Annotated in this window: 19 protein-coding genes and 1 tRNA gene; 8 read left to right on the top strand and 12 right to left on the bottom strand. The window is 52.9% G+C overall.

Features of this window, described 5'->3' with window-relative positions; translation table 11 throughout:
• Nucleotides 1-58 precede the first annotated feature (58 nt).
• The 4 genes from fabI to pgi form a co-directional block, all read right to left on the bottom strand.
• A complete protein-coding gene (gene fabI / locus KEM39_RS04470) occupies nucleotides 59-844 on the bottom strand; it encodes an enoyl-ACP reductase FabI (RefSeq protein WP_002212340.1) in 786 nt (261 codons plus the stop codon).
• Nucleotides 845-998: 154 nt separating this feature from the next.
• Nucleotides 999-1,820, bottom strand: coding sequence for a 2,3,4,5-tetrahydropyridine-2,6-dicarboxylate N-succinyltransferase (gene dapD / locus KEM39_RS04465; RefSeq protein ID WP_211709652.1), 822 nt, complete (start codon nucleotides 1,818-1,820; stop codon nucleotides 999-1,001).
• Nucleotides 1,821-1,829: 9 nt separating this feature from the next.
• Nucleotides 1,830-2,060 carry a hypothetical protein gene (locus tag KEM39_RS04460; RefSeq protein ID WP_078835829.1) on the bottom strand — a complete coding sequence of 77 codons (231 nt, stop codon included), beginning with the start codon at nucleotides 2,058-2,060 and terminating at the stop codon, nucleotides 1,830-1,832.
• Nucleotides 2,030-3,673, bottom strand: a complete 1,644-nt coding sequence (pgi, locus tag KEM39_RS04455) for a glucose-6-phosphate isomerase (protein WP_211709651.1) — start codon at nucleotides 3,671-3,673, stop codon at nucleotides 2,030-2,032. Before pgi ends, KEM39_RS04460 begins: the two co-directional genes overlap by 31 nt.
• Before the next feature lie 317 nt (nucleotides 3,674-3,990).
• Between pgi and KEM39_RS04450 the strand changes: the two genes are divergently transcribed.
• The 5 genes from KEM39_RS04450 (at nucleotide 3,991) to KEM39_RS04430 (ending at nucleotide 8,554) form a co-directional block, all read left to right on the top strand.
• Nucleotides 3,991-5,310, top strand: coding sequence for an MFS transporter (locus tag KEM39_RS04450; RefSeq protein ID WP_025457130.1), 1,320 nt, complete (start codon nucleotides 3,991-3,993; stop codon nucleotides 5,308-5,310).
• Nucleotides 5,311-5,551: 241 nt separating this feature from the next.
• On the top strand, nucleotides 5,552-6,784 hold the full coding sequence (locus tag KEM39_RS04445; RefSeq protein WP_118997073.1) for a type II secretion system F family protein: 1,233 nt from the start codon (nucleotides 5,552-5,554) through the stop codon (nucleotides 6,782-6,784).
• A gap of 73 nt (nucleotides 6,785-6,857) precedes the next feature.
• Nucleotides 6,858-7,718 carry a prepilin peptidase gene (locus KEM39_RS04440; RefSeq protein WP_118997074.1) on the top strand — a complete coding sequence of 287 codons (861 nt, stop codon included), beginning with the start codon at nucleotides 6,858-6,860 and terminating at the stop codon, nucleotides 7,716-7,718.
• A gap of 1 nt (nucleotide 7,719) precedes the next feature.
• The gene (gene coaE, locus KEM39_RS04435; RefSeq protein ID WP_118833454.1) at nucleotides 7,720-8,352 is read left to right on the top strand and encodes a dephospho-CoA kinase; all 633 of its coding nucleotides are present in this window, start codon (nucleotides 7,720-7,722) and stop codon (nucleotides 8,350-8,352) included.
• Nucleotides 8,345-8,554 carry a DNA gyrase inhibitor YacG gene (locus tag KEM39_RS04430; protein WP_002226982.1) on the top strand — a complete coding sequence of 70 codons (210 nt, stop codon included), beginning with the start codon at nucleotides 8,345-8,347 and terminating at the stop codon, nucleotides 8,552-8,554. Before coaE ends, KEM39_RS04430 begins: the two co-directional genes overlap by 8 nt.
• A gap of 84 nt (nucleotides 8,555-8,638) precedes the next feature.
• On the opposite strand, the gene pilB is transcribed toward KEM39_RS04430, so the two are convergent.
• The 4 genes from pilB to ispB all read right to left on the bottom strand — a co-directional run bounded on the left by pilB (nucleotide 8,639) and on the right by ispB (nucleotide 12,077).
• Nucleotides 8,639-10,315 (bottom strand): type IV-A pilus assembly ATPase PilB, encoded by a 1,677-nt coding sequence (pilB, locus tag KEM39_RS04425; protein ID WP_118997075.1) that lies wholly within the window; start codon nucleotides 10,313-10,315, stop codon nucleotides 8,639-8,641.
• A gap of 245 nt (nucleotides 10,316-10,560) precedes the next feature.
• Nucleotides 10,561-10,632: transfer RNA gene (locus tag KEM39_RS04420), tRNA-Arg, on the bottom strand.
• 20 nt (nucleotides 10,633-10,652) lie between these two features.
• Nucleotides 10,653-11,099, bottom strand: coding sequence for a DUF441 domain-containing protein (locus KEM39_RS04415; RefSeq protein ID WP_107862927.1), 447 nt, complete (start codon nucleotides 11,097-11,099; stop codon nucleotides 10,653-10,655).
• A 3-nt stretch (nucleotides 11,100-11,102) separates the two neighbouring features.
• On the bottom strand, nucleotides 11,103-12,077 hold the full coding sequence (gene ispB / locus KEM39_RS04410) for an octaprenyl diphosphate synthase (RefSeq protein WP_002221965.1): 975 nt from the start codon (nucleotides 12,075-12,077) through the stop codon (nucleotides 11,103-11,105).
• Nucleotides 12,078-12,300: 223 nt separating this feature from the next.
• Between ispB and rplU the strand changes: the two genes are divergently transcribed.
• The 3 genes from rplU (at nucleotide 12,301) to ubiM (ending at nucleotide 14,325) form a co-directional block, all read left to right on the top strand.
• Nucleotides 12,301-12,609: a 50S ribosomal protein L21 gene (gene rplU, locus KEM39_RS04400; RefSeq protein WP_002216394.1), complete on the top strand. Its 309-nt coding sequence runs from the start codon at nucleotides 12,301-12,303 to the stop codon at nucleotides 12,607-12,609.
• 24 nt (nucleotides 12,610-12,633) lie between these two features.
• The gene (gene rpmA, locus KEM39_RS04395; RefSeq protein ID WP_002212328.1) at nucleotides 12,634-12,906 is read left to right on the top strand and encodes a 50S ribosomal protein L27; all 273 of its coding nucleotides are present in this window, start codon (nucleotides 12,634-12,636) and stop codon (nucleotides 12,904-12,906) included.
• 234 nt (nucleotides 12,907-13,140) lie between these two features.
• Nucleotides 13,141-14,325 carry a 5-demethoxyubiquinol-8 5-hydroxylase UbiM gene (gene ubiM, locus KEM39_RS04390; RefSeq protein ID WP_118997162.1) on the top strand — a complete coding sequence of 395 codons (1,185 nt, stop codon included), beginning with the start codon at nucleotides 13,141-13,143 and terminating at the stop codon, nucleotides 14,323-14,325.
• A 188-nt stretch (nucleotides 14,326-14,513) separates the two neighbouring features.
• Here the strand turns inward: ubiM and rpmG are convergent, their stop codons facing one another.
• The 4 genes from rpmG to farA all read right to left on the bottom strand — a co-directional run bounded on the left by rpmG (nucleotide 14,514) and on the right by farA (nucleotide 17,888).
• Complete coding sequence (gene rpmG, locus KEM39_RS04385; protein ID WP_003689824.1) at nucleotides 14,514-14,669, bottom strand: 50S ribosomal protein L33; 156 nt, start codon at nucleotides 14,667-14,669, stop codon at nucleotides 14,514-14,516.
• A gap of 31 nt (nucleotides 14,670-14,700) precedes the next feature.
• Nucleotides 14,701-14,934 (bottom strand): 50S ribosomal protein L28, encoded by a 234-nt coding sequence (gene rpmB / locus KEM39_RS04380; protein WP_002216391.1) that lies wholly within the window; start codon nucleotides 14,932-14,934, stop codon nucleotides 14,701-14,703.
• A 249-nt stretch (nucleotides 14,935-15,183) separates the two neighbouring features.
• Nucleotides 15,184-16,710 (bottom strand): fatty acid resistance MFS efflux transporter permease subunit FarB, encoded by a 1,527-nt coding sequence (gene farB / locus KEM39_RS04375; RefSeq protein WP_211709664.1) that lies wholly within the window; start codon nucleotides 16,708-16,710, stop codon nucleotides 15,184-15,186.
• Nucleotides 16,711-16,733: 23 nt separating this feature from the next.
• The gene (gene farA, locus KEM39_RS04370) at nucleotides 16,734-17,888 is read right to left on the bottom strand and encodes a fatty acid resistance MFS efflux transporter adaptor subunit FarA (RefSeq protein WP_211709650.1); all 1,155 of its coding nucleotides are present in this window, start codon (nucleotides 17,886-17,888) and stop codon (nucleotides 16,734-16,736) included.
• Nucleotides 17,889-18,100 lie beyond the last annotated feature (212 nt).

Below are 18,100 nucleotides of genomic sequence, written 5' to 3'. Positions count from 1 at the left end.
AACCGCCGCCCGAAACCGATATGCAGCACGGACGGCGCACGGATTTGAAAACGGCGGATTATCCCTCGGTGCTCAAGGCATTAATGCTGTAACCGCCGTCAACGTAAGTGATTTCGCCGGTAATGCCGGACGACAGGTCGGACAGCAGGAAGGCGGCGGTATTGCCGACTTCTTCGATGGTAACGTTGCGGCGGAGGGGATTGTGGGCGGCGACGTGTCCCAAGAGTTTGCCGAAATCGGCGATGCCGGAGGCGGCAAGCGTTTTGATCGGGCCTGCGGAAATGCCGTTGCAGCGGATGCCTTCTTTGCCCAAACAGGCGGCGGTAAAGCGAATGCCCGCCTCAAGGCTGGCTTTTGCCATACCCATCACGTTGTAGTTCGGAATCGCGCGCACCGCGCCCAAGTAGCTCAGGGCAACGATGGCGGAGTTTCTGCCGCGCATCATCGGACGGGCGGCTTTTGCCAATGCGGGCAGGCTGTATGCGGAAATTTCGTGTGCGGTGTTGAACGCTTCGCGGCTGATGCTGTCGAGGAAATCGCCGCTCAAGGCTTCTTTCGGTGCGAAGCCGATGGAATGCACCAAACCGTCCAAGCCGTCCCAATGTTTGCCCAAGTCGGCGAACACTTGGTTGATTTCGTCGTCACTGGCGACATCGCAGCGGAATACGAGTTCGGAATCCAATTCCGCCGCCATTTTGCGGACGCGCTCTTCCAGTTTGTCCACAACGTAGGTAAACGCCAAATCCGCGCCTTGTTCGCGGCAGGCTTTGGCGATGCCGTAAGCGATGGAACGCTCGGAAATCATGCCGGTAATCAGAATTTTTTTGCCTTGCAGAAAACCCATTTTGTATCCTTCAAATAGTGTTCGGTTCGTTCTAAACCGTTGATTATAGCAAATTGTCCCTGTTTCTGTGTTTTCACGTTGCAGCGTGCAAACGGCAATGCCGTCTGAAGCGGATTTCAGACGGCATTGGACGTTTCAAATACGGTTTAAGGCATCAGATGCCGCGCAACAATTCGTTCACGCTGGTTTTCGCACGGGTTTGCGCATCCACGCGTTTGACGATGACGGCGCAGTAGAGGCTGTGGCTGCCGTCTTTGGAAGGCATACTGCCGGACACGACGACCGAACCGGCCGGTACGCGGCCTTGGTAGATTTCGCCTGTGGTGCGGTCGAAGATTTTGGTGGATTGACCAATGAACACGCCCATAGAAATCACGCTGCCTTCTTCGACAATCACGCCCTCAACGATTTCAGAACGCGCACCGATGAAGCAGTTGTCTTCAATGATGGTGGGTGCGGTCTGCAGGGGTTCGAGTACGCCGCCGATGCCGACACCGCCGCTCAAGTGGACGTTTTTACCGATTTGCGCGCAAGAACCGACAGTCGCCCAAGTATCGACCATCGCGCCTTCATCGACGTATGCGCCGATGTTGACATAAGACGGCATCAGCACGACATTTTTCGCCACAAAGCTGCCGCGTCGGGCAACCGCACCCGGAACTGCGCGGAAGCCTGCGTTTTTGAACTCGTCTTCAGACCAGTCGGCAAACTTGGTCGGCACTTTGTCAAAGTATTTGTTCACGCCGTCGTTGAGAACTTCGTTGTCTTGGATGCGGAAGGACAGCAGCACGGCTTTTTTCACCCATTCGTTGACTTTCCACTCGCCCACGCCCAAGCGTTCGGCGACGCGCAGTTTGCCTGAATCGAGTTGGCGGATGGTTTCCAACACGGCTTCTTTAACTTCGGGAGTAACGGTGGTCGGAGTGATGTCCGCGCGGTTTTCAAAGGCGGTTTCGATAATGTTTTGCAAAGACATAATGTTTCCTTATGTGAGATGTTTCGTGGGACGTTTGCCGGTATTTTCGGGCAGTATGTTCATTTGAAATGAATGCGCTATTGTGCCACGCAAACGCATATTCGTCAGCAATACGCGGGCGGTTGCCGAACATTGGCGTTTCGGAATCGGGCGGGCGGCAGGCATTGCCTTTTCCGCACCCGAATCAATACAGAACGGCGGCAGTACCTTTATGCCGCGCCGCCGCCTTTCAGACGGCATTCGCGGTAAAACGCCATCAGCCCTTCGGTCGAGGCATCGTGTACGGACGTGCCGCCTTCCAGTCCGCCGATGATGGTTTTCGCCAACTGTTTGCCGTATTCCACACCCCACTGATCGAAGGGGTTGACGTTCCATATCGCGCCCTGGACGAAGGTTTTGTGTTCGTAAGCCGCCATCAGCATACCCAGATTGTAGGGCGTGAGGCGGTCGAGCAGGATGCTGTTGCTGGGGCGGTTGCCGGGGAACTCTTTGTGCGGCGCAAGGCGTTCGCGTTCCGCTTCGGGCAAATCTGCCAGTTCGGCGTGCGCTTCATCCAAGGTTTTGCCCTTCATCAAGGCTTCCGCTTGGGCAAAGGCGTTGGCAACGGTAAAACGGCTGCGTCCGTCCTCCCTGCCCTGCGCCGTCATCGGGACGATAAAGTCGCAGGGAATCAGGCGTGTGCCTTGGTGGAGCAGTTGGAAATAGGCGTGCTGGCAGTTGACCCCTTCACCGCCGAACACGATGCCGCCCGTTTTGCACGCGGCGGGACTGCCGTCTGAAGCGCGGCTTTTGCCCAAACTCTCCATATCGAGCTGGTTCAGCCACGCCGGCAGCAGGCGCAGGTTGTGGCTGTACGGAACGGTGGTCTGCCCGTCCGCGTGCTGGAAATTGTTGTACCACACGGCAATCAGCGCCATCAGCACGGGAATGTTGCGGCGCGGCGGCGTGTGGAAAAAATGGCTGTCCATCGCGTGCGCCCCCGCCAACAATTCCCGAAAACACGCCCCGCCGACGGCGACCATCACGGGCAAACCGACGGGCGACCAGACGGAATAGCGTCCGCCCACCCAGTCGTACATCGCAAACACGCGTTCCGCCGCGATACCAAAAGCCGCAGCTGCCGCAGTGTCGGCAGACACCGCGCAAAAATGGCGCGTCGTTTCGGATTCCGAGAACCCCGCACCGCGATACCACGCCTTGACCGCCTGTGCATTGAGCAGGGTTTCGGGCGTTTTGAAGGACTTGCTGGCAACGCAAAACACCGCCGTTTCAGGGTTCAGACGGCATAAAACCGCATCCAGGCAGGCAGGGTCGGCGTTGGCGGCAAAATGGACGGCGATATGCCGTCTGAACGGCTCGAGTGCCTGAACGCACATTGCCGGCCCGAGGTCGGATCCGCCTATGCCGATGTGGACAAAATCCGTAATCCGTTTCCCAGTTATCCCCTGATACGAACCGTCGTCCAAACCGCGTGCAAACTTCAACGCACGATTTAACTCGCGGCGGATTTCGGGCAACACGTCCCTGCCGTCCACATAAACGGCATCCGCACCGTCGGGCAGGCGCAACGCCGTGTGCAGCGCGGCACGCCCCTCGCTGCCGTTGACTTTCGCACCCGTCCGCAAAGCACGCATTTTTCCTTCCAAATCCGCCGCGTCGGCAAGATTGCAGAGCAGTTGCAGCGTATCTTCGCCCAAACGGTTTTTGCTGTAATCGAACAACATCCCGTCCAAACGCTCGTGCATACGCCCAAACCGGTCGGGTTCGGCAGCAAAACGGTCGCGCAAAAGGACATGACGCGTATCCTGATTGTGGCGTTCGAGCGCATGCCATGCACGGGTAAAAGCATTCATCTGTTTTCCTTGATTTTTCAGAACCGGATTAAAATGTAGCAGAATGTAGTTTAACAAACGGCAGCGGCTTTGGCGAATCACGGAAACACTGCGCCCCGCTTTCAGACGGCAGCAGAATTGATTTTTATCAAGCAGGATACCGATGAAAGTGCAGGATGCAAAAAACTTGTGCTATTCTTTGTAATCGAATGAAAGACGGGGGTTATCGTCTGTAAGATACCTACAAGATGCCGCACGACGGCACGGTTGGCAAAAGAAAGCGGCACACCGCTTCGCAAATTGTTGTTTCTTCCCATTTTCCTCAGGAGCAGGTCGATATGAAGGTTTCCCCACAAACGGCAATGACGCTTCGCCAAATCATGCTGATGAACTTCGGTTTTTTCGGCATCCAATACAGCTTCGGTTTGCAGCAGACCGCCATCAACCCCATCTTCAGCTTTCTTCAGGCCGACCCCGCACAACTGCCTGTCCTCAATATGGCGGGTCCGATTACCGGACTGCTCGTGCAGCCCATCATCGGCGCAATGTCCGACCGCACCTGGATACCCGGCCTGGGTCGCCGCCGTCCGTATTTCCTCATCGGCGCAATCGGGTGCAGCCTCTGCCTCTTCATCTATCCGCACGTTACCGCCCTGTGGGTCGCCGTCATGCTGCTCTGGCTGCTCGACATCAGCAACAACACCGCCATGGAACCCTTCCGCGCCTTCGTTGCCGACACCGTTCCCGAGAAACAGCAGCCTACCGGCTTTCTGATGCAGTCCGTGTTTACCGGATTGGGCATCACGCTGGCAAACGTCTCCCTCTACATCTTCCAACAAATCGGCTGGCTCAAACAAACCTCCGAAGCAGGCATCCCCTACTGGGTATTCGGTTCCTTCTACATCGGCGCGGCCTGTTCCATCGGCTCGGTGCTCATTACCATCCTCTCCACGCAGGAAAAAATGCCCACAGGCAAAGAAGCCGCCGAGCTGAAAGCCAAAACGGGCAATCCCTTTGGCGCAGTCAAAGACATCTTCGCCGCCATCAAAGAAATGCCCAAAACCCTGTGGCAGCTCGCCCTTGTGTACCTCTTCCAGTGGTACGCCCTCTTCATCTACTGGCAATACATCTCCCACAGCATCGTCCAATCCGTCTGGCACTCGACCGCCGCCGACAAAGCCGCCTACGAACAGGCAGTCGCCTGGACGGGTCTGGTCAACGGTTTCTACAACATCGTAACCTTCGTTTCCGCGTTCGGACTGATGTGGCTCGCACGCAAATACGCCGCCAAATACGTCCACGCCTTCGCCGTTTCCCTTGCTGCCGCCGCACTATTGGCAATTCCCCATATTTCCGACAAATACCTCATGTTCGCACCCATGATCGGTTTCGGTGTAGGTTGGGCAAGCATGATGGGCGTGCCGTTCATGATTGTCGTCAACTCCATCCCCAAAGCGCGTTACGGCGTGTACATGGGCATCGTCAACATGATGATCGTCATCCCCATGCTGATCGAAACCGTAACCTTCGGTTGGGTTTACAACACCTTTCTCGGCGCGGATCCCGCCAACGCCATGACCTTTGCCGGCATTTTCCTCGCCGTCGCCGCCATCCTGACGCTAGGCATCAAAACCAAAGGCAAACCGTCCGAATCCTGACGAATCCCGCCCCTGCCGTGCCGTCTGAAGGCAGCCGCCCTGCAAACGGCAGCCGGTCAGATTAATTACAGGCGAATAAATGCCGGACAGCCGCCTAATAAGGTATAATCGCATCCGATTCCGTCCCGTTTGCCGCCCGCAGGCGGGATGTCGGCGGTTTCCATCTTACCGGGAACACGCCGATACTGTTTTTTAACGATATTTCTTACATTTTATTCCAATTACTTTACGGGGCTAGAATATGGCTAAAAATGGGGGATTTTCTTTGTTCGCAAAGAAAGAAAAACGCTTTATCTTTGAAGGCAGGCATTCTGCCTCTGACAAACTGGTCAACGGCGAAGTATCTGCGTTTACCGAAGAAGAGGCACGCAAGAAACTGGCAAAACGCGGCATCCGCCCGTTACAGATTAGCCGTGTAAAAACAACTTCAAAACGCAAAATTACACAAGAAGACATTACCGTCTTCACACGCCAGTTGGCAACTATGATGAAAGCGGGCCTGCCGCTGATGCAGGCATTTGAGATTGTGGCGCGCGGTCATGCCAACCCGTCCATGACGGAAATGTTGGTGGAAATCCGTAGTGAAGTAGAACAGGGCACCACCCTGAGTCGCGCGTTCTCACGCTATCCCAAATACTTCGACCGCTTCTACTGCAACCTGGTTGCGGCGGGCGAAACGGGCGGCGTGTTAGAAAGCCTGTTGGACAAATTGGCAGTTTACAAGGAAAAAACCCAGGCCATCCGTAAAAAAGTAAAAACTGCGCTGACTTATCCGATATCGGTAATCGCCGTCGCCATCGGCTTGGTATTTGTGATGATGATCTTCGTACTGCCGGCGTTTAAAGAAGTTTATTCCAATATGGGTGCCGAACTGCCCGCGCTGACTCAGACCGTCATGGATATTTCCGAGTTTTTTGTCGCATACGGCTGGATAATTCTGATTGCGCTTGGCTGCTCGATATACGGCTTCCTCAAACTTAAAGAGCGTTCACCCAAAATCCAACGCCGTATGGATGCCTTTCTGCTACGTATGCCTATTTTTGGCAACATTGTACAAAAAGCAACTATTGCACGCTGGGGCAGGACGACGGCAACACTGTTTGCAGCAGGCGTACCGCTGGTCGATGTATTGAATTCGACTGCAGGTGCGGCGGGCAACCTGATTTACGAAGAAGCCACCCAAGAAATCCGTACTCGAGTAATTCAAGGTCTGTCGATGACCTCAGGAATGCGTGCAACGGAACTTTTCCCCAATATGATGGTACAGATGTCCTCCATCGGCGAGGAATCGGGTTCTTTAGACGACATGCTCAACAAAGCTGCCGAGTTTTATGAAGACGAGGTGGATAATGCGGTCGGCCGACTGTCCGCCATGATGGAACCGATTATCATCGTGGTTTTGGGTCTGATCATCGGTACGCTTCTGGTAGCGATGTATCTGCCGCTGTTCAACTTGGGTAACGTGGTCGGCTGATTTGCCGCACAAATCCGGCGCGGATTGGTTCTGCGCCGGTTTGTTTTTGTTTTGAATACATTGAGAACAAAATATGTCTGATTTGTCTGTATTGTCGCCGTTTACCGTGCCTTTGGCAGCAGTTTTCGGTTTATTGGTCGGAAGTTTCTTAAACGTCGTCATTTACCGCGTGCCGGTCATGATGGAACGCGGCTGGACGGTATTTGCCAAAGAACATTTAAACCTGCCGCTGACCGAAGAGGAAAGCCGTACCTTCAACCTGATGAAACCGGATTCCTGCTGCCCCAAATGCCGCGTGCCGATACGCGCGTGGCAGAACATCCCGATTGTCAGTTACCTGCTCCTGCGCGGCAAATGCGCCTCCTGCCAAACCAAAATCAGCATACGTTATCCCTTAATCGAGCTGCTGACCGGCGTATTGTTCGGACTGGTCGCCTGGCAATACGGCTGGTCTTGGATTACATTAGGCGGTTTGGTACTGACCGCGTTTCTGATTTCCCTGACCTTTATCGATGCGGACACCCAATACCTGCCCGACTCGATGACACTGCCCTTGATTTGGCTGGGGCTGATATTTAATTTGGACGGTGGCTTCGTGACTTTGCAGTCTGCCGTTTTAGGTGCGGTCGCCGGCTATGGTTCATTATGGCTCTTATGTGCGGTGTATAAACTGCTCACAGGAAAAACCGGTATGGGCAACGGAGATTTCAAACTGATTGCCGCATTGGGCGCGTGGCTCGGCATATCCGCATTGCCCGTGCTAATTTTTGTTTCCTCGCTGATTGGCTTGGTCGCGGCAATCGTTATGCGCGTCGCCAAGGGGCAGCATTTTGCCTTCGGCCCCGCACTGACAGTTTCGGGCTGGATAATTTTTACGGCAAACGATTCCGTATGGCGGGCGGTCAACTGGTGGCTGACCCATCCGGTGCTGTAAGATGGCGGTATGGGTCGGGCTGACCGGCGGAATCGGCAGCGGCAAATCGGCAGCCGCGCAATGTTTTGCCGATTTGGGCGTGCCGCGCATCGATGCGGACGTGGCGGCGCACTCGCTGACGGCTTCAGACGGCATCGCCCTGCCGGAAATCAGGCGGCTGTTCGGCGACACCGTTTTCGACACACAGGGTTTGTTGCGGCGCGACATATTGCGTAAAGAAATCTTTGCCTCCCCATCACGCAAAGCCTTGCTCGAATCCGTGATGTTGCCGCTGATTTTCTCAGAAATCAAAAAGCAGCAAGAAACCTTTACCGATGCGGCCTACGGCATTGTCGAAATCCCGCTGCTGACGGAAAAGCGTCAATTTACCAGCCTGATACGGCGTGTCCTGACCATAAGCGCACCTTTGGAAAAACGTATCGGCAGGGTGATGGCCCGCAGCGGGCTGACGCGCGGCGAGGTGGCGGACATCATCAGCCATCAGGCATCCGAATCCGAACGCCTGCTGCTTGCAGACGATGTGCTGCTCAATGACGGCAGCCTCAAAAGCCTGTGTGAGAAAACAATGCGCCTGCACGCGTTTTATTCAGGGATTTTCGCCTCAAAACCAACACAAGGAAAACACAATGACTGAATCGCGGCAAACACGCCTTCAAGTCAAATGTCCGACCTGTCAAACGGCAGTAGTATGGGAACCCGAAAACGCATTCCGCCCCTTCTGTTCGCAACGCTGCAAACTGATCGACTTGGGCGGATGGGCAGACGGGAAATATACGGTTTCCGGCCAAACGGAAAGTTTGCCGGAAATATCCGAACCCGACATGGCATACCGCTGACCGCCCCGCCTTCCCTGCAAGCACCCTGAAAGTCAAATGCCGTCTGAAACAAACACGCTTCAGACGGCATTTTCATTCTCAAACCTAATCGTTGGTATTTGCCGTTACCTCTTCCAATGAAGTAATGCCCTGCATAACTTTCAACAAACCGGCCCGGCGCAAATCCACCATACCCTCCTTATAGGCAACGTCCAAAATATCCACTTCCGTACCGTTGTTCATAATCACACGCTGCATTTCTTCGCTGATGGGCATAACCTCATACACGCCCGCACGCCCTTTATAACCCTGCCCCCGGCAACGGTCGCAACCGACAGCGCGGTAAAGTTTCCAATCTTTTGCAAGGTCCTCATCGGTGAAGCCGACTTCCTTCAAAGCAGAGGCAGACGGGCGTTCCACTTCCTGTTTGCAGCTCGAACACAGCCTGCGTAAAAGACGCTGCGCCATAATCAGGCTGACCGAACTGGCAATATTAAACGGCGCGACACCCATATTCAGCATACGCGACAACGTCGCCGGCGCATTATTGGTGTGCAGGGTGGAAAACACCATATGTCCTGTTTGTGCCGCCTTAATCGCAATATCGGCAGTTTCCAAATCACGAATCTCACCGACCATAATGATGTCCGGGTCCTGACGCAGGAAAGACTTCAAAGCAGCGGCAAAAGTCAGACCCTGCTTATCATTGACGTTAACCTGATTGATGCCCGGCAGGTTAATCTCGGCAGGGTCTTCCGCCGTTGCAATATTTACCGACTCCGTATTCAAAATATTCAAACAGGTATAGAGCGACACCGTCTTACCCGAACCCGTCGGACCGGTTACCAGCACCATCCCGTAAGGACGGTGAATCGCCTCCAACAACAATTTTTTCTGAAACGGCTCAAAACCGAGCTGGTCGATGTTCAAAGACGCGGCATCGGAATTCAAAATCCGCATCACAACCTTTTCGCCAAACAGCGTCGGCAATGTGCTGACACGGAAATCGACAGGCTTGCCGCCCTTTTGAAAGGTCAGCTGCATCCTGCCGTCCTGCGGTATCCGTTTTTCGGAAATGTCCAAACGCGACATTACCTTAATCCGGGAAGCAAGCTGCCCCCTTACCGCAATGGGCGGCTGAACCACCTCGCGGAGCTGCCCGTCCACACGGAAACGGATACGGGCATTGTGTTCGTAAAACTCAAAATGGATGTCTGATGCCCCGCTGCGCAAGGCATCAGACAAAGTTTTATGGATAAACCTCGGAACAGGGCCGTCCTCAGCCTCCTCATTGTCGATATACAGGGTGTGGCTTTCCTCTTCCTCCTGCCCCTCCCCAAGCTCCTGAAGCAGCGATGTCGAACGCGAACCCACCCAATCGAGCAAACCCGCCAACTGGTCATCCTCGACAATGACCAACTCAACCTCAATCCCTGTGGCAGAAACGGTTTTCTGAATTTGCGGCATCTGTGTCGGATCCGAAACCGCAAAAAATACTTTGTTGCCCCGACGGAAAACCGGCACACAGTGGAACTCCACCATCTGCTCCTCCGTCAATATACCCATTAACACCCTATGGCGCGGATAGTAGCGCAAATCGAAAACCGAATAACTGAACACCCTTGCAATCAATGCCGCAAGCGACTTGGGCGAAATGACGCCGTCTGAAAACAGTATCGGCAACACTTCCTTACCCGCCTGCGACTCCTTGTAGTAATGCTCGGCCTGCTCAACAGTAACCACCTGGTTTTGAACCAGAATCCTCAGCAAACCTACGCTCATACGACCTTATCCCCAAATTTATTCATTGTTATACCTGTACAGCTTTTATCATAAAACAACAGATTTCCAAGCCGGAACATCTTTTACGGAACCTGAAAATCATTTCATGATTCTACCGTCCTAAAGGTCGGTTTTTCAAGCAGGAAGAAAAAGTTTTCAGATGGCAAAAAAGCCTTCCAACACTGAAAGGCCTTATATCGGAAACTTCCCGCAACACGAGAAACAGACAAATGCAAATCGTCAAACCTCGCCAACAGGAATCGAACCTGTATTTTACGCTTAGGAGGCATACGTTCTATCCGTTGAACTATGGCGAGCCGAAATGAAAGTGGGGATTTTAACCCTTTCCGACGACAAAAGACAAGATGCCGGCCGCAATCAGCGGACCGACAGGGATACCGCCCATAAATGCCACCCCGATGACCGTACCGATCAGCAAGCCCGTTACCAATACCGGCTGCTGTCCCATCAAAGGCACGCCGCGTCCCGCCAGCCAAGCCACGAAAATACCGATAAAAACGGCGGATATCATTTTAAAATTCAAAAATTCGGCAACAGAAGGCACCTGCGCCTTTCCTGAAACCAACGGACTCAAAACCCCTATGGTCAAAAGAATGATACCGAGATTCAACCCATGCTTCTCGACCAACGGGACAAACTGTACCAATGCCGTCTGCTGCATCAGCAGCAATATGGTTGCCGAGATGGTAATCGAATTGTTGTTGCTGACCACCCCCAACAGAATCAGCGTAACCAAAAACAGGGGAACAAAACTGAAATTCATCGGTTACGACACCCTGACCAAAGATTCCTTCGCCAGCTGAATCATGGCATCCTTCACTTCGCTGTCGGGCAGGGCATCCAACGCGGTAACGGCACAATCGACTGCTTTGCGCGCCTCGCCTATCGAATATGCCAACGCATCCGAACGGACGACATAATCGTGGATTTTCTCAAAATAGCTGCGATCTGCATTTTCCAAAGCAGTACGCACATCGTTCGCAACCTGTTCGGAACCCTGACGCATCAGATAAATCAAAGGCAAAGTCGGTTTTCCTTCCGCCAAATCGTCGCCGACGTTTTTGCCGGTTTCTTCGGTTTCGCCAGAATAGTCCAGCACATCGTCAATAATTTGGAATGCCGTGCCGACGTACATACCGTAGTCTTTCAACGCCTGTTCGTGTTCGGGGGAAGCCTTGCCCAAAATTGCGCCGACTTGAGCGGCAGCTTCAAACAATTTTGCCGTTTTATATTGGATAACTTGGATATATTGTTCTTCGGTAATGTCCGTATTGCCGATGTTCATCAGCTGCATGACTTCGCCCTCGGCAATAATGTTGGTTGCATCCGCCATCACTTCCAAAACGCGCATACTGCCCGAGGCAACCATCAGTTGAAAGGCGCGCGTGTATAAAAAGTCGCCAACCAACACAGCCGCCGCATTGCCGAACAGATTGTTTGCCGTTGCCCGCCCACGGCGCAAATCGCTTTCATCGACGACATCGTCGTGCAGGAGGGTGGAAGTGTGGATAAACTCGACCATCGCCGCCAGCGAATACAGTTTCTCGTCATCATAACCGACCGCCTTACCCGCCAAAATCGTCATAATCGGACGCAGGCGTTTGCCGCCCGCGCTGATGATATATGTACCGATTTGCGAAATCAGTGCGACATCGGATTGCACCGCACGGTTGATGACTTCATTGACTTTGGCAAGGTCTTCAGGCAGATGTCGCTGGAAATAGGGCAGATTCTCGAGCATGGCAGACTCTCAGGTTTACGTTTCCGTCAAACGGCAGATACCGCTTGAAAGCTGATTCAAATAGCGGGCAATTATATCAGCAAAGCCATCAGGGTACATCTTTTCAGACGGCATATGGTTATCCGAACCGCGCAAACTTTGACAAAACAGGCAAATAACAATACAATGCCGAGTTCCGCACAATGGTGTGCGGATATTAACCATAACCCTTATGGAGTTGAGTATGTACGCGGTCGTAAAAACCGGCGGCAAACAGTATAAAGTTTCCGTCGGCGAAAAATTGAAAGTAGAACAGATACCAGCCGAACTCGACAGCCAAATCGAACTGACCGAAGTTTTGATGATTGCTGACGGCGAATCTGTAAAAGTTGGCGCACCTTTTATCGAAGGTGCAAAAGTAACGGCTAAAGTAGTGGCACACGGTCGTGGCGAAAAAGTCCGCATCTTCAAAATGCGCCGCCGCAAACACTACCAAAAACGCCAAGGCCACCGCCAAAATTTCACCCAAATCGAAATCGTGGCAATCGCCTAACATTAAAACTTAGGAGCATTACAAATGGCAAGTAAAAAAGCAGGCGGCAGCACCCGCAACGGTCGCGATTCAGAAGCCAAACGCTTGGGCGTTAAAGCCTACGGCAACGAACTGATTCCCGCAGGTTCCATCATCGTACGCCAACGCGGTACCAAATTCCACGCAGGCGACAACGTAGGTATGGGCAAAGACCACACTTTGTTCGCCAAAGTTGACGGTTATGTCGAATTCAAAACCAAAGGCGCGCTGAACCGTAAAACCGTCAGCATCCGCCCTTACACCGGTTCTGAAGAATAATCCAACCGATACCTGAAGCCGCATCTTTTCACGATGCGGCTTTTTATATACCCCATACCCGATTTGATACACATTAAGCTGAAAGTAAAAATCCGCATACACCCTCCCCTGCATATTTCTTCAACAGCGGGTTTTGATATAATCGCCTATCTATTACAGATAGTTCAAACGGCATTCAAACCCTTACAAATGCCGTCTGAAATCATCGGCATCCGCCTATGCAAAGGATATTTTATGAGTTTACACAGCGACATCCTCGTCGTCGGCGCAGGCCCGGCGGGTTTAAGTTTTGCAGCCGAACTTGCCGGCAGCGGTTTGAAAGTTACCCTGATCGAACGCAGCCCACTGACTGTTCTGCAAAATCCTCCATATGACGGACGCGAAATCGCCCTGACCCATTTTTCCCGCGAAATCATGCAGCGTTTGGGCATGTGGGACAACATTCCCGAAAACGAAATCTACCCTTTGCGCGATGCCAAAGTGCTGAACGGACGTTCCGACTACCAGCTCCACTTTCCCCAACCGACCGAGGCGCGCGGCGAACCTGCCGACTGTTTGGGCTATCTTATTTCCAACCACAATATCCGCCGCGCCGCCTACGAAGTCGTATCCCAACTCGACAACATTACCATTCTGACCGATACGGTTGTCAAAGAAGTCAAAACATCTGACAACGAAGCACAAGTCATTTTGGAAAACGGCAAAATCCTGACCGCCCGCCTGCTTTTGGCGGCAGACAGCCGTTTTTCGCAAACCCGCCGGCAACTCGGCATTTCTTCAGATATGCACGACTACAGCCGAACCATGTTCGTCTGCCGCATGAAACATACTCTTTCCAACCAACATACCGCTTACGAATGCTTCCATTACGGACGCACCATCGCGCTGCTGCCACTGGAAGAGCACCTGACCAATACCGTCATTACCGTCGATACCGATAAAATCAACAGCGTTCAAAACCTTTCGCCTGAAGAATTGGCGGCAAGCGTAAAAGAACAGCTCAAGGGCAGGCTCGGCGACATGGAATTGGTCAGCAGCATCCACCATTACCCCCTTGTCGGTATGATTGCCAAACGTTTCTACGGCAAACGCAGCGCGCTGATTGGCGATGCCGCCGTCGGTATGCACCCCGTTACCGCACACGGTTTCAACTTGGGTCTTTCCAGCGCAGATATTCTGGCAAAACTGATACTCGAAGCCGAACAGCGCGGTCAGGACATCGGCGCGGCTTCCTTGTTGGAAAAATACAGCAACAAACATATGCTGCACGCCCATCCGCTTTATCACGGGACCAATATGATGCTGAAGCTGTTTACTAACGAAACCGCACCGGCAAAACTGTTGCGTGGCCTGGTATTGCGTGTCGGCAACAACTTCCCGCCGCTGAAAAAACTGATTACCAAACAACTGACCGGTTGAAAACTGCTGAAATGCCGTCTGAAACGTTTCAGACGGCATTTTTGTGTCACGAACCATTTTGCGGTTTCCATATCCTTGACAGACGGTTTGCAGCTGATTCGCATACGGCAGATGTTTCAAGCGGAAAGGAAACACGATAAAAATAACAAAGCCTCCGAACAGTCGGAGGCTTTGCTTTCAAACTGAAATTATTTCAGTTTGGTTTCTTTATACACTACGTGTTTGCGGGCAACCGGATCGAATTTTTTAATTTCCAGTTTGCCGGGCATAGTGCGTTTGTTTTTAGTGGTGGTGTAGAAGTGACCGGTACCTGCACCGGATTCCAGTTTGATTTTATCGCGCATTGCAGTAATCCTTAATTAAATAGTGTTTAAATTAAGCTTCGCCGCGAGCACGCAAATCAGCCAATACGACATCAATGCCTACTTTGTCGATGGTACGCAGGGCGGCGTTGGAAACGCGCAGGCGAACCCAGCGGTTTTCACTTTCTACCCAAAAACGACGTGATTGCAAGTTGGGCAAAAAACGGCGTTTGGTTTTGTTGTTGGCGTGCGATACGTTGTTGCCGGACATCGGGCGTTTGCCGGTCACTTTGCAAACTCGTGCCATAATCAGTCTCCAAACTTCTAAAATAGTAAAACGCGATTTATACCACGAAAAACAGTGTTAGTTCAAGTGTTTTAAAGAAAAACAGATGTTTTGCGCGGATAATCCTTCCGATTGTTGCATCTGCAGAACGTTTGCAGGTGCGAAACAGATGGGGCGCGATTATAGCGGATTTCGGGAACTGCTGCATTCAAAATGCCGTCCAAACATATTTCCAGTATTTTCAGACGGCATTTCAAGTTTTCAAATCCCTCAATGTCCACCACCGCCGCCGCTGTGGAACGGCGGTTTTGCCAGCCATATGACAGGAATCATGATGATGAACAGCAGGCTGCCCGCCATAAAGATTTCATTCGATCCGATGATGAAGCCCTGTTGCGTGATGGTGTTGTTGATGATGCCTAGGGTTTGACTGTCGGAAATGCCTTGTTGGGACAAATGCGCCGCCGTTTCGTGCAATGTTGCGGAATAGGGCGTGATATGTTCGGCAAAGCGTGTGTGGTGCAACGCTTCGCGCCGTTCCCACAGGGTGCTGACGACGGATACGCCGACACCGCCCATCAGCACGCGCAAGAAATTCGACAAGCTGCCGGCGGCGGCAATCTGCCCGCCCTTCATATGCGACAGGGTGATGGTCGTCAGCGGCAGGAAGAACATGGCAACGCCTACCCCCTGCCAAAACTGCGGCCAGATGACGTTGCCGATATCCATGTCGGCATAAAAATCCGTACGCCAATAGAAAGTGAAAGCAAAGGTCAGGAAGCTGGCGGTTACGAGCAGGCGCATATCGGCCTTGTTGCCGAACCTGCCGATTAACGGAGATAGGAAAACTGGGAGGATGCCGACGGGCGCGGCGGCAAGCCCTGCCCAAGTGGAGGTATAGCCCAGGTTGGTCTGCAACACTAAGGGCAGCAGGGTCAGCGTCCCCATATACACCATAAAACCCAATGATGTGGCTATTACGCCAACGGTAAAATTCCTATCTTTAAACAGCGATAAATCGACAATCGGATATTTTTCTCCCAATTCCCAAACAATAAAATACGACAAGCACACCAGTGCGATTACGCCCAAGGTAATGATTTCTCCAGAGGCGAACCAGTCGAGTTCCTTACCCCTGTCCAGCATCATCTGTAACGCGCCGACACCGGTTACCATCAATGTAAGCCCGACATAGTCGGTCGGCATTTTAACGGTTTCCGTTTCCCGATGTTTCAAATGTTTCCAAGTTATCCGGGCCGATATGATTCCGATGGGGATATTGATGAAGAAAATCCAACCCCAATGCCAGTTTCCGGAAATCCAGCCGCCGAGTATCGGCCCGAGGACAGGGGCGACAACGACGGTCATTGCCCACAATGCCAGTGCCAGCGTCCGTTTTGCGGGCGGATAGGATGCCATTAACAGGCTTTGCGACAGGGGAATCAGCGGCCCGGCGATAAAGCCCTGCAAGATGCGGAAAACAACCAGCGACTGAAGGTTGGGCGCGATACCGCACAGCCACGATGTGATGACGAAACCGACGGCGGCGGCGGTAAACAATTTGACCTCGCCGATGCGTTTTGCCAAAAAGCCCGTCAGCGGCACGGAAACGGCGTTTGCCACGGAAAAAGAAGTGATGACCCACGTCCCCTGCGTGGTTGCCGCACCGAGGTTGCCGGCGATAACGGGGACGGCGACGTTGGCAATAGTCGTATCCAAAATTTCCATAAATACGGCAAGCCCCAAAGACAGCGTAACCCACGCCAATGCCGCACCCTTAAGCGGTGGATAATCCATTGCGTTCTCCGTTTCAGACGGCATCAATGCGCGTATTGCTCAAGAATTTCGTCCACCAGCCTGTCAGCTTCCGACCAATCCGTGCCTTCAGTTTCCGGCAACACGGCATCCGGCGTTTTTGAAACAGGCGCGCCTGCGGCGGAAGTATCCACTTTTACCGTCATCGACAAACCGATGCGCAACGGATGCCTGTCTACATCTTCACGGTTCAATTCGATACGGACAGGGACACGCTGCACCACTTTAATCCAGTTACCCGTGGCATTTTGCGCCGGAATCAGCGAAAACGCGCTGCCCGTACCTGCCGAAAACCCTGCCACCCTGCCGCGATAAACGGTTTGTTTACCGTACAAATCGGACACCAGCTCGGCAGGCTGTCCGATTTTCATATGCCGCAACTGCGTCTCTTTAAAATTGGCATCAACCCACACATCCGACAACGGCACCACCGCCATCAGCGGCGCACCGGCCGCCACCTGTTGCCCAACCTGCACCGAACGCTTTGCCACCTGACCGTCCACCGGCGCGCGGATTTGCGTCCGCTGAAGGTTCAACCACGCATCTTTCAACCTGCCGATTGCCATCTGAACCGCCGGCTGTTCGCGCAAAGCGACCTGACCACCCAAAGCCGCACGCGCCGAAGATTCTTCCGCCAAAGCCGCCTTAACTGCCGCCTGAGCCTGAGACACTGCCGCACGGGCATGTGCCAGCTCTTCGGCGGACACGGCTCCTGATTCCGCTAAAGCAGACCGGCGGCGTAAATCATCCTGCGCACGTGCCAAATCCGCTCGGCGCAAAGCAACCTGCGCCCCCGCCTGCGAAGTGGCGGCATTTTGCTGGCGGTTTTGCCGCACCGCCTGAATCAGCTCGTTTTTTGCCCGTTCATACGCCAACACATAATTGCCGTCGTCCAATACGGCCAACACATCGCCTTTCTTCACAACATCCGTATCATCATGCAACACCTTCCGCACCATACCGCCCGTTTGCGGCGTAATCTGAACCACGCGTCCGACAACATAAGCGTCTTCCGTTTCCTCTTCGTGCTGCCACCATAAAAAAAACGCCGACCCGGCGGCTGCGGCGGCAAGCGCGAACAGCAGCGTCAATGCCGTCAGGCGGCGTTTGCGTTTGGCTTGCGTGTTTTGAAGTTTTGTTTCGTCCGTGTGCGTATCCATAAGATTGGGTTCCGAATTTCCTGATTTCATATAAACAATGTTCTTTCAATAGGAGGCAGATTCTATATCCGCGCAATAACGCAATCAAGTCAGTATTTTAGATGCAATATTCAAAAAACAATGCTTCAGGCGGCAAAACTGAAAATATATTTCGTTTATATAGTGGATTAACAAAAATCAGGACAAGGCGACGAAGCCGCAGACAGTACAAA

This window comes from Neisseria sp. Marseille-Q1983 (genome assembly GCF_018224585.1).
GTDB lineage: Bacteria > Pseudomonadota > Gammaproteobacteria > Burkholderiales > Neisseriaceae > Neisseria > Neisseria polysaccharea.
The sequence above is the reverse complement of the archived record's forward strand: the minus strand, read 5'-3'. Positions and strand labels throughout refer to the sequence as shown.

What these genes read in the sequence shown, in the direction of transcription:
- fabI (WP_002212340.1), bottom strand. Translation starts at nt 844, where the DNA reads ATGGGTTTTCTGCAAGGCAAAAAAATTCTGATTACCGGCATGATTTCC.
- dapD (WP_211709652.1), bottom strand. Translation starts at nt 1,820, where the DNA reads ATGTCTTTGCAAAACATTATCGAAACCGCCTTTGAAAACCGCGCGGAC.
- KEM39_RS04460 (WP_078835829.1), bottom strand. Translation starts at nt 2,060, where the DNA reads ATGCCGTCTGAAAGGCGGCGGCGCGGCATAAAGGTACTGCCGCCGTTC.
- pgi (WP_211709651.1), bottom strand. Translation starts at nt 3,673, where the DNA reads ATGAATGCTTTTACCCGTGCATGGCATGCGCTCGAACGCCACAATCAG.
- KEM39_RS04450 (WP_025457130.1), top strand. Translation starts at nt 3,991, where the DNA reads ATGAAGGTTTCCCCACAAACGGCAATGACGCTTCGCCAAATCATGCTG.
- KEM39_RS04445 (WP_118997073.1), top strand. Translation starts at nt 5,552, where the DNA reads ATGGCTAAAAATGGGGGATTTTCTTTGTTCGCAAAGAAAGAAAAACGC.
- KEM39_RS04440 (WP_118997074.1), top strand. Translation starts at nt 6,858, where the DNA reads ATGTCTGATTTGTCTGTATTGTCGCCGTTTACCGTGCCTTTGGCAGCA.
- coaE (WP_118833454.1), top strand. Translation starts at nt 7,720, where the DNA reads ATGGCGGTATGGGTCGGGCTGACCGGCGGAATCGGCAGCGGCAAATCG.
- KEM39_RS04430 (WP_002226982.1), top strand. Translation starts at nt 8,345, where the DNA reads ATGACTGAATCGCGGCAAACACGCCTTCAAGTCAAATGTCCGACCTGT.
- pilB (WP_118997075.1), bottom strand. Translation starts at nt 10,315, where the DNA reads ATGAGCGTAGGTTTGCTGAGGATTCTGGTTCAAAACCAGGTGGTTACT.
- KEM39_RS04415 (WP_107862927.1), bottom strand. Translation starts at nt 11,099, where the DNA reads ATGAATTTCAGTTTTGTTCCCCTGTTTTTGGTTACGCTGATTCTGTTG.
- ispB (WP_002221965.1), bottom strand. Translation starts at nt 12,077, where the DNA reads ATGCTCGAGAATCTGCCCTATTTCCAGCGACATCTGCCTGAAGACCTT.
- rplU (WP_002216394.1), top strand. Translation starts at nt 12,301, where the DNA reads ATGTACGCGGTCGTAAAAACCGGCGGCAAACAGTATAAAGTTTCCGTC.
- rpmA (WP_002212328.1), top strand. Translation starts at nt 12,634, where the DNA reads ATGGCAAGTAAAAAAGCAGGCGGCAGCACCCGCAACGGTCGCGATTCA.
- ubiM (WP_118997162.1), top strand. Translation starts at nt 13,141, where the DNA reads ATGAGTTTACACAGCGACATCCTCGTCGTCGGCGCAGGCCCGGCGGGT.
- rpmG (WP_003689824.1), bottom strand. Translation starts at nt 14,669, where the DNA reads ATGCGCGATAAAATCAAACTGGAATCCGGTGCAGGTACCGGTCACTTC.
- rpmB (WP_002216391.1), bottom strand. Translation starts at nt 14,934, where the DNA reads ATGGCACGAGTTTGCAAAGTGACCGGCAAACGCCCGATGTCCGGCAAC.
- farB (WP_211709664.1), bottom strand. Translation starts at nt 16,710, where the DNA reads ATGGATTATCCACCGCTTAAGGGTGCGGCATTGGCGTGGGTTACGCTG.
- farA (WP_211709650.1), bottom strand. Translation starts at nt 17,888, where the DNA reads ATGGATACGCACACGGACGAAACAAAACTTCAAAACACGCAAGCCAAA.